A 14,920-nucleotide genomic window follows, 5' to 3' on the forward strand; every position below is an offset into this window, starting at 1 on the left:
GAGCTCGTGACAGGCTCTGAGTTTTACAACTAACGCAAGATAATAAATTTTGTTCAATTTTGGGGTGAATTAAGAATGGCTAATAACAATACATCTGTAAAACCTATGGTTGCCGCTGTTGGTGCAGCATTTATGACTGGTATGGTTGCGGCGCCTGTTGCGACAGCTGCAGAAAACCCATTTGCTACAACTGATCTATCTTCTGGTTATAGCCAGCAAGTTGCTATGAATGAAGGCAAATGCGGCGAAGGTAAGTGCGGTGGTAAGAAAGCTGAGAAGTCTGAAGGCAAGTGCGGTGAAGGTAAATGCGGCGGTAAAAAAGCTGATAAGTCTGAAGGCAAATGTGGTGAAGGTAAGTGCGGTGGTGATAAAGCTGCTAAGTCTGAAGGCAAGTGCGGTGAAGGTAAATGTGGCGGTGACAAAGCTGCAAAATCTGAAGGCAAATGCGGTGAAGGCAAGTGTGGTGGTGACAAAACTGCTAAGTCTGAAGGCAAGTGTGGCGAAGGTAAATGTGGCGGTTCTAAATAAGCCCAAGTACGCTTTGTAGTACTTAATAGAGACCCTGAACCCTCAGGGTCTTTTGACTTAAAGGCTAGGTGTTTTATGAATAAAGACCGCTATCCCGTTACTGGGGCAGGCTTCGGCTTTCGCCGTTGTATGTCCGAGACATTAAAAGAAATTGATCCAAATGGATTTGATTTTCTAGAGATCGCGCCGGAAAACTGGATGGGGCTTGGTGGGCGTTTCGGTAAAGCGTTTAAACAATACACCGAAAAACACCCTTTTATGGCTCATGGTCTATCTCTATCTATCGGTAGCCCTTCGCCTTTAGATATGGATTTTTTGACTCGCCTTAAAGCCTTTCTAAAAGAACATAACATTCGCGGTTACTCTGAACATCTCAGCTACTGTTCTGATGATGGTCATCTTTATGATTTGATGCCGATCCCTTTTACTGCTGAAGCGGTGAAATACGTAGCAGAGCGGATACGTCAGGTTCAAGATGTGCTTGAGCAAAGAATTGCGATGGAAAACGTCTCGTACTATGCAGCGCCTGGTGCTGAGATGACCGAGCAAGAATTTTTGTTAGCTGTCTTGGAAGAAGCTGACTGCGATCTGTTGCTCGATGTTAATAACATCTATGTAAACAGTATCAACCATGGCTATGATGCTGAGGCGTTCTTAAGGGCAATGCCTGCTGAACGGATCATGTATCTTCATATCGCAGGTCATTACAACGAGGCTGAAGACCTTATCGTTGATACGCATGGAGCGCCTGTTGTTGATCCAGTTTGGTCTTTGTTGGAATCTACATATGACCAATTTGGTTTAGTGCCGACGTTATTAGAGCGTGACTTTAATATTCCGCCGCTGCCTGAACTATTAGCTGAGGTAGATCAGGTTCGTTCCTATCAAAATCAATGGAAGATGCGCCATGCACAAACCGTTGCCTGAAATGCCTAAGTTCCAGCAGCTACAATACGAGTTTGCTGCACATATTCGGAATCCCGATGAGAATGATGGTCCTGATGGTATCGAAGACCGTCGCATGGGTATATACCGAGACCTCTTCTTCAATAATGTTGAAGGTTTTTTGTCTGGCAATTTCCCGGTTTTAAAACAGATCAGTTCGAAAGAGTATTGGACTAAGTTGGCGCGCGGTTTTTTTGATAAACATCGTTGTCATACGCCTTACTTTCTTGAAATTGGTCAGGAATTTATTGCTTACGTTCAAAATGAGCGAGAACCACAGGCAGATGATCCTGCGTTTCTATTAGAGCTGATTCATTATGAATGGGTTGAACTCGCATTAGATGCGTCAGAGATAGAGCTACCTTTGCAAAATGTTGATGTTAATGGCGATCTGTTAACGCAACATCCCGTGCAATCGCCTTTGGCTTGGCTTCTCTCTTATCAGTATCCGGTACATTGTGTGCGTCCAGATTATCAGCCGACAGAACCAACAGGCACACCAACTTTCTTGATTGCTTACCGTAATCGCGAAGATGAAGTGCAGTTTATGGAAGTTAATTCAGTGACTGGACGGTTGTTGTACCTCTTATCTGAAGATGAATCGCTCACAGGTGAGCAGGCGTTACAGAAAATCGCGAGAGAGATGCAGCATCCTGATCCATCCCAAGTGGTTTCAGGAGGTTTAAGTACATTGGAGCATCTGCGTTCTAAGGGCATAGTGTTAGGTACAAGAGTTTAGTTACCACTCATTGGATAACGGGTGAAGTTATGTCGAATCCTATGGTTAGTTTTGTTAGTCGTTTACAAGATATCTTAGATAATACGAAGTGTGCAGATGGTCTAGCGCCTTTGTTGTTGAGATTGTATCTCGCGCCTGTGTTTTTGCAGGCGGGCTGGAATAAATATATTGGTTTCGAGAACACCGTTGAGTGGTTTGGAAACAAAGAGTGGGGTCTAGGCTTACCGTTCCCCGAACTCCTGGCTGCTATGGCTACCGGTACTGAATTAATTGGCGGTGTGTTGCTACTGATTGGTTTTGCTGTGCGCTGGATTAGCATTCCATTAATGATAACTATGCTAGTGGCTGCATTTGCCGTGCATTGGGAAAACGGTTGGTTAGCTATCTCTGATGGTGGTAGTTGGTTGGCTAATGACAGAGTCATGGAGGCTCAAGAGCGTCTAGCTGCGGCTAAGAGTTTGCTGCAGGAACATGGACACTACGATTGGCTAACGGGGCGTGGATCTGTTGTTATTTTAAATAACGGGATTGAGTTTGCTATCACCTATTTCGTGATGTTGTTCAGTTTGTTCTTTACTGGTGCTGGGCGATTCGTGAGTGTGGATTATTGGATTCGTCGCTGCTGTAAACAAGATTAGAATTTAGATATAAAAAAGGCCTCGATTTAGAGGCCTTTTTTATTGGGGATAAATATCGATTAACGCGGTTGCGTCGGATTAACGATCAGAGATACAAATGCGTCGTTATACCAATGAGATGCACTAATGAGATCGGTAAAAGATTCAGACTCAAAAACGCGTTCTAAATAACATTCAAACAGTGCGCTGGATTCTTCGATCATTTGTTCAGCTTGTGCAAAAGTAAAGTTCATATACACCTCAATAGTTAACCTGACTCCTTCAGACTTCTATCCCAAATAAAAACCCGAGCATTTTAATCGGGTTTTATACTTTAGTCAAAGTTTTGTTTAAATATTGATCAGGTGTTTGGTTATAAGCTTTTGTTTGTTTGGTTGTCGGATGAGGGCGTTTGCGACCCTACGGAATCTTTTATTTCATCTAGCATATCGTTTAACAAAGGCGCGCATTCATTGCCCGCGTCTAAAGCATTGTCGATAACCTGGCCGACAGTAGGAGATTCCTTCTGATTCAACGCTTGTTGATCATCCATGCATTGCATGTAGTTCTTCAGATAGATAGAACTCGTCTTTCCCGTGCTTTCAAGCTGCTCGATACTCTCGGGCAGTGTGAGTAACCAATCAGGAAACTGTTCTAAATGTTCGTTTGCTTGTGCTGATGCCGAAAAAGTCACTAGTGCAGTGCAAATCAATGCGCGTAAATACAGCATATAAGCCTCCAAAAGCTATAGGCGTATATTAATTAGTTTAGCCTGAAGAAGAGCTGAATCAGTCTCGCTATCGTTGAGGCGGATGCTATTCGACTGTGATTGAATCAACCGTTATTTCTTGATCTGTGATTCTAAAGCGAACGTTAAGATCGTGTAACTTTATTCCGTAACTTTTTTCTGCATCATTCTTTTTATAAGCCGGACGCGGATCACATTGCAGAAGTTCGCTAAGTTGCTGTTTTAACGGCTGTTGTAACCGGATTTCACTCGATGAAATTTCTTGTTGGGCTTGTTCCGAAAATATAACCGGTTGAGCTAGAAGGGTGATTTCATCTGCCATTGGGTATTCAGCATCAGAGATAATGTCTGAGTAAGGCAGGTATGGCTTTATATCAATGACAGGGGTGCCGTCTAATAGGTCTGCACCACTAATCACTAGTTCAATACCGTTAGATGTTTTTTCGATGCTAACTAAGCGTACAGGGGACAACCCGATAGGATTGGGGCGAAAAGGAGAGCGTGTAGCGAATACCCCAAGCCTTTTATTGCCGCCTAAGCGAGGAGGGCGGACTGTAGGTTTCCAGCCTTTATCAATGCACTCACTAAATAGGAAAACGAGCCAGATATGGCTGCAGTTTTCCAAACCCCTAACAATCTCATCACTGGAAAACTCTTCTAAGATCTCAACACGAGCCGTGACGCTTTTCGCTAAATTTGGCTGCCTAGGGATGCCAAATTTTTCTTTAAAAGGGCTTCGGATAACGGCGATTGGAGTTACAGAGTAAGTGCTTGGCATAAGTGAAGTCGCAAATTAGTTGTCACTAGTCTTGAGCTCAGGTTGTACTCTTTATTTTCCTTTAATGCCACTACTCTTCTTTTTAATTCTTTAACAAACTATTTATCTGTTCGAGCTAAAGCTAATCCATAGACCTGCTCGGCGCCGGCATTCAGTAACGCGAGGCTCGCTGCTTCGAAAGTCGCCCCTGTAGTCATTACATCATCAATTAACAATATTTGCTTATGTGTGATCGGTTTGCATTTGAAAGCACCTTTTTGATTCTTGAGTCGTTCTTTACGGGATAGGGAGCGCTGTTGTGGTGTGCTCTTTATTTTGATGAGTGAGTTATGGTCTGAGGGTATGCCGCTGTATTGGCTTATCTTCTCGCAGAGGAGTGCTGCTTGATTAAAGCCTCGTTTTATAAGGCTATATCTATGCATGGGGATCGGCATCAAGCAATCGATGGGTTGGTGAGTTGTTAAATGATCAGCCATCAGTCGGGCTATATGGCTTATAAACTGAGTATTACGATTGAATTTAATGCCGCTAATGAGTTGGTTAATAGGAAATTGATAGTGGAAAAGCGCTTGGGCTTGCTTAAAGGTCGGTTGCTTCTTTTGGCATTGACCGCAAATTAAGTTGTCTTGATTACTTGGGAGGGGAAGGGCGCAGACTTTACAGCAGTGTTCTAACCAAGGTAGGTCTTGTAAGCAGCTAGAGCAGATATTGCTTTTGGAGGGTGTATCAAGCTTGAGCTGACATAAAATGCATAGATCAAAAAACAGACTGTAGTCTACTATTGGTTTTTTCATTGGTTGACAGTTCCTTCTGTCAGGATAAAATTGTCGCTTTATTTTGGTACGTTTTATCGTGGTGCTAGGCTTCCTGCCTGTATCGCTATTTTCTCGGGAGAAGAAGCAAGATGCAACAACTAGGTGCAATTCGTCATGACTGGACAGAAGCAGAGGTAAAAGCTCTGTTTGAACTGCCTTTTAATGATCTGATGTTTAAAGCGCAAACAGTGCATCGCGAAAACTTCGACCCGAATGAAGTTCAGGTTAGTACACTGCTTTCTATTAAAACAGGTGCGTGTCCAGAAGATTGTAAATACTGCCCGCAGAGTGGTCATTACAATACTGGTCTGGAAAAAGAGCGCTTGATGCAAGTTGAAAAAGTATTGGAGAAGGCTCGTAAAGCCAAAGAAACAGGTTCAACCCGTTTCTGTATGGGCGCGGCATGGAAGCACCCAGCAGATAAAGATATGCCTTATGTAATCGAGATGGTTCAAAAGGTCAAAGAGATGGGTTTAGAAACCTGCATGACTTTGGGTATGTTGGATGAAGGCAAGGCTCAACAGCTTGCGGATGCGGGTTTGGATTATTACAACCATAACTTGGATACTTCTCCTGAGTTTTACGACAAAATTATCACTACTCGTACTTACCAGGATCGTTTAGACACGCTACAGAATGTTCGCGATTCCGGTATGAAGATTTGTAGTGGTGGTATTTTGGGCATGGGCGAAACGGCTAAGGATCGCTACGGTTTATTGATGCAACTAGCGAATATGCCAGTGCAGCCTGAAAGTGTACCAATCAACATGCTGGTTAAAGTATCGGGTACTCCGCTAGAAAATGTTGAAGATTTAGATCATATCGATTTTATTCGTATGATTGCTGTGGCGCGTATCATGATGCCTAAATCCCATGTTCGTTTGTCCGCTGGTCGAGAAAAAATGAGCGATGAAATGCAGGCGATGACATTCTTTGCTGGCGCCAACTCTATCTTCTATGGAGAGTGTCTACTCACTACACCAAATCCAGAAACACATCGCGATGTTCAATTATTTAAGAAGTTGGGTATCAATATGGAGCAACGTATCTCTGATACGGATGAAACCCAAGAAGCTGCATTAATGAATGACCTGCAGAAACAGCAGGACAGCACTCACTTCTACGAAGCTTAATGGCTTAAAGGAGGTAGTGAAGACTACCTCCTACTCTATACCCCTTAGAGATTTACTATGTCTTTTGACTCCTTGTCTGAAGAGCTGCAGCAGCGAAAGCAGCAGTCTCTTTATCGTCAACGCCGTACGTTAGAAACACCACAGCAACCTATGGTGAGCGTGGATGGGCGTGAGTATCTTGCCTTCTGCTCAAATGATTATTTGGGATTGGCTAATCATCCTGAGGTTATTCAAAGCTTTCACAAAGCGGCAGATAAGTATGGTGTTGGTGGTGGTGCTTCACATTTAGTGAATGGGCATAGCCAGGCTCACCATGAGCTTGAAGAGGCGCTTGCCGAATTTACAGGTAGACCTAGAGCGCTCCTTTTCTCAACCGGGTATATGGCGAATATTGGTGCCGTAAATGCTTTATTGGATAAGCAGGATGCGGTATTTCAGGATCGCTTAAATCATGCCTCTTTATTGGATGCAGGTTTGCTGTGCGGCGCGCGTTTTCAACGTTACTTGCATAACGACCCCGAGAGCCTAGATACACGCCTGAGCAAATCAGAGGCTCGACGTAAGTTAGTGGTTACTGATGGTGTATTTAGCATGGACGGTGATGTGGCTGATCTGCCTGCACTCGCTTCAGTATGTCGTGATCATAATGCTTGGTTAATGGTAGATGATGCGCATGGCTTTGGTTGTTTAGGTGAACAAGGTGGTGGCTGTGCGGAATATTTCGCTATGGGACCGAATTCACCTGAAGTGCTGGTGGGCACCTTGGGCAAAGGTTTTGGTACTGCGGGTGCATTTGTAGCCGGTTCTGAAGAGCTCATCGAGACCTTAATTCAACACGCTAGAACCTATATCTACACTACAAGTATGCCGCCAGCAGTGGCTGCTGCTACCTTAACGAGTTTGCGTATATTGCGTGAAGAAAACTGGCGTAGAGAAAAGCTCGAAGCGTTGATCCAGCAATTCCGAAAAGGTTGTGATGATTTAGGTTTGGATCTAATGGACTCTCCAACGCCGATACAGCCAATTGTAATTGGCGAATCAGATAAAGCGATCCAGATTAGTCAGGGGCTTGAACGAGAAGGTATATTCATCAGTGCGATTCGTCCGCCAACCGTTCCGCAAGGCAGCGCACGATTAAGAGTGACCTTAAGTGCCGCGCATACAGAAGCGCAAGTTGAGCGCTTATTAGGCACTTTAGAAAAAGTTATTAAAGAGCAGGCGTAGATGAGCCAAGTAAAGCTTTATAAAGAGTACCGCGAGAACCCAGGCAAGCCTGAACTAGTTCTATTACATGGCTGGGGGATGACAGGGCAGGTATGGGGCCCATTTGCTGATCAATTGGCAGAGTATTTTAGCCTGACGATTCTCGATCTACCGGGTTTGGGGCGATCTCAGGAGTTTCCTATCCCTTATACGCTTGATGCGGTATTGGATCTGCTAGTGGACCAGGTGCCTGAATCGGCAATCTGGTTAGGTTGGTCGATGGGTGGGCAGATCGCCGTTGCTTTTGCGGATCGTTTCCCAGCGCGTGTGAATAAGTTGATTACTATTGCTTCTAACCCTTGCTTTGTTCAGCGCGATGATTGGCCGTCGGCTATGGATGAAGAGACTCATCAGGCTTTCGAAACATCGCTTGCTCAGAATCAGAAAAAGACCTTAACCCGTTTTATTATGCTGCAAACACAAGGGGCTGAAGCGGGTCGAGATATTCTGAAGGCTCTTAAAGTGATCCTTTCAGATGTGGAGCACACGGCAGCTGAAGAGAGCTTAGCTTTATTGCGCTTAGATCAACGTCCGGAGTTAAAGAATCTAGCGGTGCCAGTGTTACACCTCTTTGGAGAGGTCGATCACCTTGTTCCAAATTCAGTAGCAGATGCTTGTCAGAGTATAAGTGGTGGTCAAGTGGTGACTTATACCGGTGCCGGTCACTTACCTTTCCTTTCTCATCAAGCTGACGTTGTCGCTGATATTCTTGGTTTTGTTCAAGGGGATCAATCATAGTGGATCTGTTGATTGATAAGCGCCGTGTAGCGGATTCATTTAGCAAAGCTGCTCAGACGTACGACAGTGTTGCTGACTTGCAAAGAGAGGTTGGACAGGAGCTATTGGCTTATCTCCCTCAGCAATCTGTATCCACCATGATGGATTTAGGCTGTGGTACAGGCTACTTCACTCCTAAGCTCAAACATGCCTATCCAGATGCAACTTTACTCAATCTAGATCTTGCCTTGGGAATGTTGCAGTTCTCCCGCGCGCAGCGCTGTGAAGATCAAACCCATTGGATCTGTGCTGATGCTGAGGCGTTGCCGATTGCTGATCAGCAGTTAGATCTGATCTTTTCAAGTTTGGCGATACAGTGGTGTGAAGACGTAGAGGGTTTGTTCTCAGAGATAAGCCGTGTGTTAAAGCCGGGGGGGCGCTTTGTCGTTGCTACGCTGGGGCCTGATACTCTTAAAGAGCTTCGTCAAGCTTGGTCTCATGCAGACAGCTTTACCCATGTGAATCAGTTTATGCCAGTGGAGCAGTTAAAGGCTGCTCTACCGGAAGCGCTTTGTTGTCAAACGTTAGAGCAGCAGAATAAGGTTCTACGTTATTCACAGTTAAAGCAGCTAACAGATGAGCTTAAAAGGCTTGGGGCGCACAATATGAACGCTGGTCAGCAACAAGGTCTGACGGGGCGAGAGCGGGTGCGCCGTTTTAAAGAAGGTTACGAACAGCAACGTTTGGATGATGGGGCTTTGCCGGCGACCTATCAGGTTATATACGCTGTATTTGAAAAAGAAGTTTAGGGGTAAGGTTGTGGGTAAGCGAAGTTTCTTTGTTGCAGGTACAGATACCGATGCTGGAAAAACCGTGGTTTCTACGGGACTGATTGAGGCCGCTAATCAGCGTGAGCTAAGAACGATCGGTTTGAAGCCCATTGCCGCGGGTTGTGAAGAAACGGATGACGGCTTACGAAACTCTGATGCAGTTGCTCTACAAGAGGCGGCATCCGTTGCTATGTCGTATGAGCAAGTAAACCCTTTTGCATTTAAACCTCCTATTGCACCGCATATTGCTGCAATGAAAGAAAATCGTGTATTAAGCGCTGATCGTATTGCTGCGATGTGCAAAGGCGCTTTAATGCAGCCTGCTGATTTTGTGATTATTGAAGGCGCGGGTGGTTGGCGAGTGCCACTAAGTTTTCGTGAAACTATGGCTAATATCCCTAAGCTTTTAAATGTGCCAGTGATCATGGTAGTGGGTATGAAGCTTGGTTGTATTAATCATGCTTTGTTGACTGCCGAAAGCATCTCCCGCGATGGTCTGCAGCTAGCTGGATGGATTGCTAACCGTGTTGATCCAGAGATGGATTGTTACGGAGAAAATGTTGAAACTATCGCAAATATGCTGCGCGCACCTCTACTTGGCGAAGTGCCATATCTAGATGAACCTTCTGCAAAAAATGTTGCCCAATATATTGATCTCGATTTATTGTTGAATAATTAACATGATCAAAAAATGAACATCTCCTCTCGATGTTCTATAATTACTGTTGCCATAGCTGTGTTTAAAAAATATAGAGGTGGTGGCTATGAATGTAACCAATGCTTTGCAGACAGGTTTGGTCGGTATTAATCGTGGTTTGGACAACGCGCCGCGAGCTGCTAGTGATGTCACTGGTTCGGGTAAGCCTGATCAACCTGAAGAAGCTACAGGCCGTGATCAAAACCAAGCGGTACTAGAATCAGCAGCAGGAACTGATGTAGAAGCTGCTGCGACAAAAGTTGTCAGTCAATTGGAAGAACCAGGCGAGCCTGGCGCGATTATTAATGTGCGTGTGTAAATGTGCATTAACTAATAAATGGATGTGGTGAACAAGGTGAAAGCAGAGATTGCTTTGCACATAATCAACAGAGGGGTATAGCTGATGCAGATATTCAATGCAGCTAATTCCCAGGCACTGAATGCCAGTGCTATACCGCAAGAACTTCGCTCGAGTGAAGCGAGGAAGGTGCTTGCGACTGTTGAAAATGTGGCGCCTGAGCAGGAGCTACAATCCAGTCGAGGTTTGGTTAACCGAGATCGTGTGACCCTTTCTGCTGAAGCAGCCGAACTATCCCGTCTTGCTAGCACAACGTCCACCGAACTAGAACGTGAAGATGGTGAACTTATTGGCTTGGAATCTGATGATGCCGAGCTAGTAGGGTTGGAGTCTTCATCATCGACTTCTGCTCCAGCATCCTTAGGCGTTTCTAAATCTGAACAGGCGCAAGAGCAGCAGGAGCTTGAAATAACTCGAGAGCTTGCTAAGCGTGACCGTGAAGTCAGAGCTCATGAACAAGCGCACGCTTCCATCGGTGGGCAATATACCTCTGCGCCGAGCTATACCTATGAGCGTGGGCCTGATGGTCGCCTTTATGCTGTTGCCGGTGAAGTCAAAATAGATACATCTCCAGTGCCGAATGATCCGCAGGCGACTTTAGAGAAAGCTGAAATTATCCAGAGGGCGGCTCTAGGTGTTGCAGAGCCATCTGCAGCCGATCGTGCTGCAGCGGCTGATGCTCGAGCTATGGCGGCTGAAGCGCGCGCTGAGATCCTGCAGCAAGAGGAAGGTGTAAAAGCTGAAGAGGCGAGTGCTGCTGAAGAGTCAGAATCGGAAGATGAGGATGATTCTCCAACTGCAGGTGAGCGTTTGCAGGAATTTAGAGATCAGCAACAGGCTCGTTCTGATGGTGCTGCTGAGGCTCTAAATGACTTTAATGAACGCATGAAAGATATCAATAAAGAGCTTGCACAGATCAACAAGAAACTAGTTGATGCCGGTGTCTTCCAAAAGCTTTTCCCTGAAGGCTCTCTACTTGATCAGCAAGTATAAGCTGGTCAATCCTTTCCTACTGTATATAATCCAATATGAGCTGTGTGAATTCAGCTGGTTTTTCCGCGTGTGGCCAATGGCCAGCATTTTGGATGATTTTGTAATCTGCTTTAGGGAATAGCCCTAAAACCGCATCGCGATATTTGGGTAGTAGATAATCCGATTTAGCGCCCTTAATAAATAAAACTGGATTTGTATAGGGGTTACCTTGAGGGGCTGCGCTGATATTGGAGTATTGGTTATGCAATGCGTCTAAGTTCATTCGCCATGCAAATTTCTTATCTTCAGTGCGGTAGAGATTCTTCAGCAGGAATGCTCTAACACCCAATTCATCGACATAAGCTGAAAGTTGTTTATCAGCATCGCCACGGGATTTAAGGGATGTTAGGTCGACTGAAAATAGTCCTTTGAATACATCGTCATGATGGGGTGTATATTCCACTGGGGCTATATCAACAATAACCAGCTTTGCTATGAGTTCTGGATGAGTAATAGCAAATTGCATTGCTGCTTTACCGCCCATTGAGTGGCCGATAATGTTGGCTTTGTTTAGCTTTAGATCCTGCATCAGTTCAGCGATATCACTAGCCATAAGTTCGTAGTCGATCTCCGCCGAGTGTGGAGAGCGGCCGTGATTTCTCATGTCGGCAGCGATCACTTGAAAGTGCTCTGACAGAACTTTGATTTGAGCGCCCCAGTTTTCAAGGGTGCCAAACAGGCCATGCAAAATAATTAAAGGTTCACCTTCGCCGTGAATCTGATAGTGCAGTTTCATTATCTATTACTCAAAATAAAGGCGGCGCTGATAAGTCAGGGCCGCCTTGGGTATTAACTTACTTAGATATTACAGAATATCTAGTAGCTCTACGTCAAATACAAGCGCAGAGTATGGAGGGATGCCACCTGGAGAACCTTGCTCACCGTAAGCTAGGTTGTAAGGGATAAATAGCTTCCATTTAGCGCCTTTGTTCATTAGCTGAAGAGCTTCAGTCCAGCCAGCGATTACGCCGCCAACAGGGAATTCTGCTGGTTGACCGCGATCGTAAGAACTGTCGAATACTTTACCGTCAGTGAAAGTACCGTGGTAGTGAGTACGAACAGTAGACTCGCGAGAAGGTTTGTCGCCTTCTTCACCTGCTTCGATGATTTCGTACTGTAGGCCTGATTCAAGAACAACAACGCCTTCACGTTTAGCGTTTTCAGCTAGGAACTCTTCACCTGCCGCAGCTGCTTCTTTAGCTTGTGCTTCTTGAGCTGCACGAAGACGTTCGTTGATTACGTTGAACGCTTCTTGGATCTCTTGAACTTCTACGCGCATTGCTTCGCCGTTGAAAGAATCAGCGATACCTGCGGAGATCGCATTTAGATCCATGCCTTCGAATGGCTGTTGTGCTAGCTGGTCGCCCATTTGACGGCCGATACCGTAGCTTGCTTTCTGTTCTAGTGTTTCAAATTGAAGATCAGACATTTATTGAGTCTCGTTGAGTCAAAAAAAGCGAGCAATCTCGCAGCTCGCTATAGAAAATTATTTGCTTAAAAACAATATGGGGTCGACGCGTGTGTTATTCAAGCTTACACCCCAATGAAGATGTGGTCCCGTGGAGCGGCCTGTTGATCCTATCTCCCCAAGCTTGTCACCTGTTTGGAGTACGTCCCCGATTTTTACATCAATTTTACTCATATGGCAGTACATCGTTGTCATGCCGTAACCATGATCAACAATGACTGTTTTGCCATTAAAGAAGTAGTGTCCAGTGTCTACAACGGTGCCTGCAGATGGCGCGGTAATTGGTGTGCCTTTAGGTGCCGCAATATCTAATCCGCTGTGAGGGTTGCGAGGCTGCTTGTTATAAAAACGTTTTAAGCCAAATGGGCTGCTATAAGGACCTTTAGCCGGAATAACAAACCGAGTCGGTAATTGCTCAGGTTCACTCCAATGTTTGTAAGCTGCGACCATTTTAGCTTTTTCGCGGCGCCAGCGTTTTACATCTTCAGGATCAGGTTCTACGTGACGTTTGTTTTTGATGGTTAGATACTGAGCTTTGTATTCTTTGTCCTCAACCTGAAAGTAATACGAGGTTCCGTCAGCTTTTAAGTGTTGTTTCTTGTCTGGTTTGGCGCTTAATGGGATGCCTGCAACAGCGATCCATTTGCTAGTATCCGCGTATGCAGTATCTGTTGATGGTAACACCATAACGCGATTTCCCTTATACCAAGCGGATGGCGCGATAGCTGATGTAAGGCCTTCAAGCGGTAAAATGGCAACGCCGCCAGGTACACGGCTTTCGGTTGGAAGTTCTAGAGCTTGTGCATTGATGCTGAAAGCGCATAAGCCTGTAAAGAGTAGAAGTGATTTGGTGAATGCTTTTCTGATCATATTAATGTTCCGTTATGACTTCATCTACGCTGCAGTGAAGTTGTCCTTTGTGTAAGTGAACTTCTATTTTTTGTCCGCTGACAACATCAGAGGCTGATTGAATAACTTTTTTGTCACTATCTTTGGTGATGGAGTAGCCTCGCTCTAGCGTAGCAAGTGGGCTAACAGTTTGTAACTGGCTCGCCAGCGAAGAAAGTTTTAATTGCTGACTTTTTAAATTTGATTGGCATGCCTGCTTAAGGCGTTGATGCAGCGAGTGAAGCTGTTCTTCCCTGCGTAGCAACAGCTGTTCAGGTGACTGAGCCTTTAAACGCCCTTCCAATTGCTGATATTTGATCTGCTTTTGCGCGAGGATGCGTCTGATTTGATTGTTCAGTTTTAGCTCTACATGATCCAAGCGTTGAGCTTGTTCTTTTAAAATCTGGCCAGGATGGCGTAATCGACTCTGTAAATTCGAAAGTTGCTGCTTGGCGGTAAAAAGCTGTTGCTTCTGTTGGCGCTTAAGTCGAAGGCTGAGCTGATTTAAGCGTAGTTGTAGCTCTTGTTGGTCTGGGCTGACTAATTCTGCAGCAGCGGAGGGGGTAGCTGCGCGGATATCGGCTATAAAGTCTGTAATGACCACATCAACTTCATGTCCTACTGCGCTGATAGTGGGTATTTCACAGTCAAATAAGGTGCGAGCAACTTGTTCGTTGTTGAAAGCTTGCAGATCTTCAAGTGAGCCTCCGCCGCGCCCCACGACGAGAACGTCACAAACTTGGTGCGCTTCAGCCAAAATTATCGCTTTGCAGATTTGTTGCGGGGCATCTTCGCCTTGTACGGCTGTCGGATAAATAGTGACGGGCAGGCCAGGGAAGCGTCTTTTTAGTACCGTTAAAATATCGTGTACTGCCGCACCTGTAGGTGAGGTAACGATGCCAATATGATTGGGGTGTTCCGGAAGCGCTTGTTTTTGTTTGCTGTCAAATAAACCCTCTTTCAAGAGTTTGTTCTTCAACTCTTCAAAAGCAACTTGAAGTTGGCCGCTGCCAGCGGGTTCTAGAAAGTCGCAGATTAATTGATAGTCGCCGCGGCCTTCATACAAGCTAACTTTAGCACGGACAATAACTTTGTCCCCTTGTTTGGGTTGCTTGCTTAACACTTGGTTGCGGTTCTTAAACATGGCGCAGCGTACTTGGGCTTTGTCATCTTTAAGAGTGAAATACCAATGGCCAGAACTAGGGCGAACAAAGTTAGAGATCTCGCCTTCTACTTGAATGGTAAGAAATGATCGCTCAAGCAAAGTGCGTGCTTGTCTATTTAGTTCGGAGACACTGAGCGCATGGGATTGAGTGCCAGATTTAAAGCTATTTGAGTTCTGCATGGCCCTCATATTAAACGAT

The 14,920-nt window shown here is 45.2% G+C and carries 19 protein-coding genes; 11 read left to right on the plus strand and 8 right to left on the minus strand.

Annotated elements, in window-relative coordinates; all coding sequences use genetic code 11:
- The first annotated feature begins 75 nt into the window (after nt 1-75).
- The 4 genes from ACMXYT_RS03005 (at nt 76) to ACMXYT_RS03020 (ending at nt 2,850) form a co-directional block, all read left to right on the plus strand.
- Nucleotides 76-528 (plus strand): hypothetical protein, encoded by a 453-nt coding sequence (locus ACMXYT_RS03005; RefSeq protein WP_415900148.1) that lies wholly within the window; start codon nt 76-78, stop codon nt 526-528.
- 75 nt (nt 529-603) lie between these two features.
- Entirely contained in the window at nt 604-1,455 is an 852-nt protein-coding gene (locus ACMXYT_RS03010) for a DUF692 domain-containing protein (protein WP_415900150.1), read from the plus strand.
- Nucleotides 1,436-2,212 carry a DUF2063 domain-containing protein gene (locus tag ACMXYT_RS03015; protein ID WP_415911842.1) on the plus strand — a complete coding sequence of 259 codons (777 nt, stop codon included), beginning with the start codon at nt 1,436-1,438 and terminating at the stop codon, nt 2,210-2,212. The genes ACMXYT_RS03010 and ACMXYT_RS03015 overlap by 20 nt, the downstream gene beginning before the upstream one ends.
- Nucleotides 2,213-2,253: 41 nt before the next feature.
- Nucleotides 2,254-2,850 (plus strand): DoxX family protein, encoded by a 597-nt coding sequence (locus tag ACMXYT_RS03020; RefSeq protein ID WP_415912193.1) that lies wholly within the window; start codon nt 2,254-2,256, stop codon nt 2,848-2,850.
- Nucleotides 2,851-2,909: 59 nt separating this feature from the next.
- Here ACMXYT_RS03020 and ACMXYT_RS03025 read toward each other — a convergent pair whose 3' ends face one another.
- From ACMXYT_RS03025 to ACMXYT_RS03040, 4 genes are all read right to left on the minus strand, one after another.
- Nucleotides 2,910-3,083: a hypothetical protein gene (locus ACMXYT_RS03025; RefSeq protein WP_415883536.1), complete on the minus strand. Its 174-nt coding sequence runs from the start codon at nt 3,081-3,083 to the stop codon at nt 2,910-2,912.
- A gap of 119 nt (nt 3,084-3,202) precedes the next feature.
- Nucleotides 3,203-3,559 carry a hypothetical protein gene (locus ACMXYT_RS03030; RefSeq protein WP_415900152.1) on the minus strand — a complete coding sequence of 119 codons (357 nt, stop codon included), beginning with the start codon at nt 3,557-3,559 and terminating at the stop codon, nt 3,203-3,205.
- 85 nt (nt 3,560-3,644) lie between these two features.
- Complete coding sequence (gene tsaA / locus ACMXYT_RS03035) at nt 3,645-4,355, minus strand: tRNA (N6-threonylcarbamoyladenosine(37)-N6)-methyltransferase TrmO (RefSeq protein ID WP_415900153.1); 711 nt, start codon at nt 4,353-4,355, stop codon at nt 3,645-3,647.
- A 98-nt stretch (nt 4,356-4,453) separates the two neighbouring features.
- Nucleotides 4,454-5,149 (minus strand): ComF family protein, encoded by a 696-nt coding sequence (locus ACMXYT_RS03040; protein ID WP_415900154.1) that lies wholly within the window; start codon nt 5,147-5,149, stop codon nt 4,454-4,456.
- A 110-nt stretch (nt 5,150-5,259) separates the two neighbouring features.
- On the opposite strand from ACMXYT_RS03040, the gene bioB reads away from it, so the two are divergent.
- The 7 genes from bioB (at nt 5,260) to ACMXYT_RS03075 (ending at nt 11,161) form a co-directional block, all read left to right on the plus strand.
- The gene (bioB, locus tag ACMXYT_RS03045; RefSeq protein ID WP_415883540.1) at nt 5,260-6,303 is read left to right on the plus strand and encodes a biotin synthase BioB; all 1,044 of its coding nucleotides are present in this window, start codon (nt 5,260-5,262) and stop codon (nt 6,301-6,303) included.
- A 57-nt stretch (nt 6,304-6,360) separates the two neighbouring features.
- Complete coding sequence (gene bioF / locus ACMXYT_RS03050) at nt 6,361-7,527, plus strand: 8-amino-7-oxononanoate synthase (RefSeq protein ID WP_415900155.1); 1,167 nt, start codon at nt 6,361-6,363, stop codon at nt 7,525-7,527.
- Nucleotides 7,528-8,304: an alpha/beta fold hydrolase gene (locus ACMXYT_RS03055; RefSeq protein WP_415900156.1), complete on the plus strand. Its 777-nt coding sequence runs from the start codon at nt 7,528-7,530 to the stop codon at nt 8,302-8,304.
- Nucleotides 8,304-9,092: a malonyl-ACP O-methyltransferase BioC gene (gene bioC / locus ACMXYT_RS03060; protein WP_415911843.1), complete on the plus strand. Its 789-nt coding sequence runs from the start codon at nt 8,304-8,306 to the stop codon at nt 9,090-9,092. The genes ACMXYT_RS03055 and bioC overlap by 1 nt, the downstream gene beginning before the upstream one ends.
- Before the next feature lie 10 nt (nt 9,093-9,102).
- Complete coding sequence (gene bioD / locus ACMXYT_RS03065) at nt 9,103-9,792, plus strand: dethiobiotin synthase (RefSeq protein ID WP_415900158.1); 690 nt, start codon at nt 9,103-9,105, stop codon at nt 9,790-9,792.
- 85 nt (nt 9,793-9,877) lie between these two features.
- Nucleotides 9,878-10,129, plus strand: a complete 252-nt coding sequence (locus ACMXYT_RS03070; protein ID WP_415883545.1) for a hypothetical protein — start codon at nt 9,878-9,880, stop codon at nt 10,127-10,129.
- Between the two features lie 84 nt (nt 10,130-10,213).
- Nucleotides 10,214-11,161, plus strand: a complete 948-nt coding sequence (locus ACMXYT_RS03075; RefSeq protein ID WP_415911844.1) for a putative metalloprotease CJM1_0395 family protein — start codon at nt 10,214-10,216, stop codon at nt 11,159-11,161.
- Between the two features lie 16 nt (nt 11,162-11,177).
- On the opposite strand, the gene ACMXYT_RS03080 is transcribed toward ACMXYT_RS03075, so the two are convergent.
- The 4 genes from ACMXYT_RS03080 to xseA form a co-directional block, all read right to left on the minus strand.
- Entirely contained in the window at nt 11,178-11,936 is a 759-nt protein-coding gene (locus ACMXYT_RS03080; RefSeq protein WP_415897550.1) for an alpha/beta fold hydrolase, read from the minus strand.
- Nucleotides 11,937-12,005: 69 nt separating this feature from the next.
- Nucleotides 12,006-12,629, minus strand: coding sequence for an FKBP-type peptidyl-prolyl cis-trans isomerase (locus ACMXYT_RS03085; RefSeq protein WP_415883548.1), 624 nt, complete (start codon nt 12,627-12,629; stop codon nt 12,006-12,008).
- A 57-nt stretch (nt 12,630-12,686) separates the two neighbouring features.
- Entirely contained in the window at nt 12,687-13,538 is an 852-nt protein-coding gene (locus ACMXYT_RS03090; protein WP_415897551.1) for a peptidoglycan DD-metalloendopeptidase family protein, read from the minus strand.
- Nucleotide 13,539: 1 nt separating this feature from the next.
- On the minus strand, nt 13,540-14,901 hold the full coding sequence (gene xseA / locus ACMXYT_RS03095) for an exodeoxyribonuclease VII large subunit (protein ID WP_415911845.1): 1,362 nt from the start codon (nt 14,899-14,901) through the stop codon (nt 13,540-13,542).
- Between the last annotated feature and the right edge of the window lie 19 nt (nt 14,902-14,920).

Source organism: Neptuniibacter sp. QD37_11 (assembly GCF_047778105.1).
Taxonomy (GTDB): Bacteria; Pseudomonadota; Gammaproteobacteria; order Pseudomonadales; family Balneatricaceae; genus Neptuniibacter.

What these genes read in the sequence shown, in the direction of transcription:
- ACMXYT_RS03005 (WP_415900148.1), top strand. Translation starts at nt 76, where the DNA reads ATGGCTAATAACAATACATCTGTAAAACCTATGGTTGCCGCTGTTGGT.
- ACMXYT_RS03010 (WP_415900150.1), top strand. Translation starts at nt 604, where the DNA reads ATGAATAAAGACCGCTATCCCGTTACTGGGGCAGGCTTCGGCTTTCGC.
- ACMXYT_RS03015 (WP_415911842.1), top strand. Translation starts at nt 1,436, where the DNA reads ATGCACAAACCGTTGCCTGAAATGCCTAAGTTCCAGCAGCTACAATAC.
- ACMXYT_RS03020 (WP_415912193.1), top strand. Translation starts at nt 2,254, where the DNA reads ATGGTTAGTTTTGTTAGTCGTTTACAAGATATCTTAGATAATACGAAG.
- ACMXYT_RS03025 (WP_415883536.1), bottom strand. Translation starts at nt 3,083, where the DNA reads ATGAACTTTACTTTTGCACAAGCTGAACAAATGATCGAAGAATCCAGC.
- ACMXYT_RS03030 (WP_415900152.1), bottom strand. Translation starts at nt 3,559, where the DNA reads ATGCTGTATTTACGCGCATTGATTTGCACTGCACTAGTGACTTTTTCG.
- tsaA (WP_415900153.1), bottom strand. Translation starts at nt 4,355, where the DNA reads ATGCCAAGCACTTACTCTGTAACTCCAATCGCCGTTATCCGAAGCCCT.
- ACMXYT_RS03040 (WP_415900154.1), bottom strand. Translation starts at nt 5,149, where the DNA reads ATGAAAAAACCAATAGTAGACTACAGTCTGTTTTTTGATCTATGCATT.
- bioB (WP_415883540.1), top strand. Translation starts at nt 5,260, where the DNA reads ATGCAACAACTAGGTGCAATTCGTCATGACTGGACAGAAGCAGAGGTA.
- bioF (WP_415900155.1), top strand. Translation starts at nt 6,361, where the DNA reads ATGTCTTTTGACTCCTTGTCTGAAGAGCTGCAGCAGCGAAAGCAGCAG.
- ACMXYT_RS03055 (WP_415900156.1), top strand. Translation starts at nt 7,528, where the DNA reads ATGAGCCAAGTAAAGCTTTATAAAGAGTACCGCGAGAACCCAGGCAAG.
- ACMXYT_RS03070 (WP_415883545.1), top strand. Translation starts at nt 9,878, where the DNA reads ATGAATGTAACCAATGCTTTGCAGACAGGTTTGGTCGGTATTAATCGT.
- ACMXYT_RS03075 (WP_415911844.1), top strand. Translation starts at nt 10,214, where the DNA reads ATGCAGATATTCAATGCAGCTAATTCCCAGGCACTGAATGCCAGTGCT.
- ACMXYT_RS03080 (WP_415897550.1), bottom strand. Translation starts at nt 11,936, where the DNA reads ATGAAACTGCACTATCAGATTCACGGCGAAGGTGAACCTTTAATTATT.
- ACMXYT_RS03085 (WP_415883548.1), bottom strand. Translation starts at nt 12,629, where the DNA reads ATGTCTGATCTTCAATTTGAAACACTAGAACAGAAAGCAAGCTACGGT.
- ACMXYT_RS03090 (WP_415897551.1), bottom strand. Translation starts at nt 13,538, where the DNA reads ATGATCAGAAAAGCATTCACCAAATCACTTCTACTCTTTACAGGCTTA.
- xseA (WP_415911845.1), bottom strand. Translation starts at nt 14,901, where the DNA reads ATGCAGAACTCAAATAGCTTTAAATCTGGCACTCAATCCCATGCGCTC.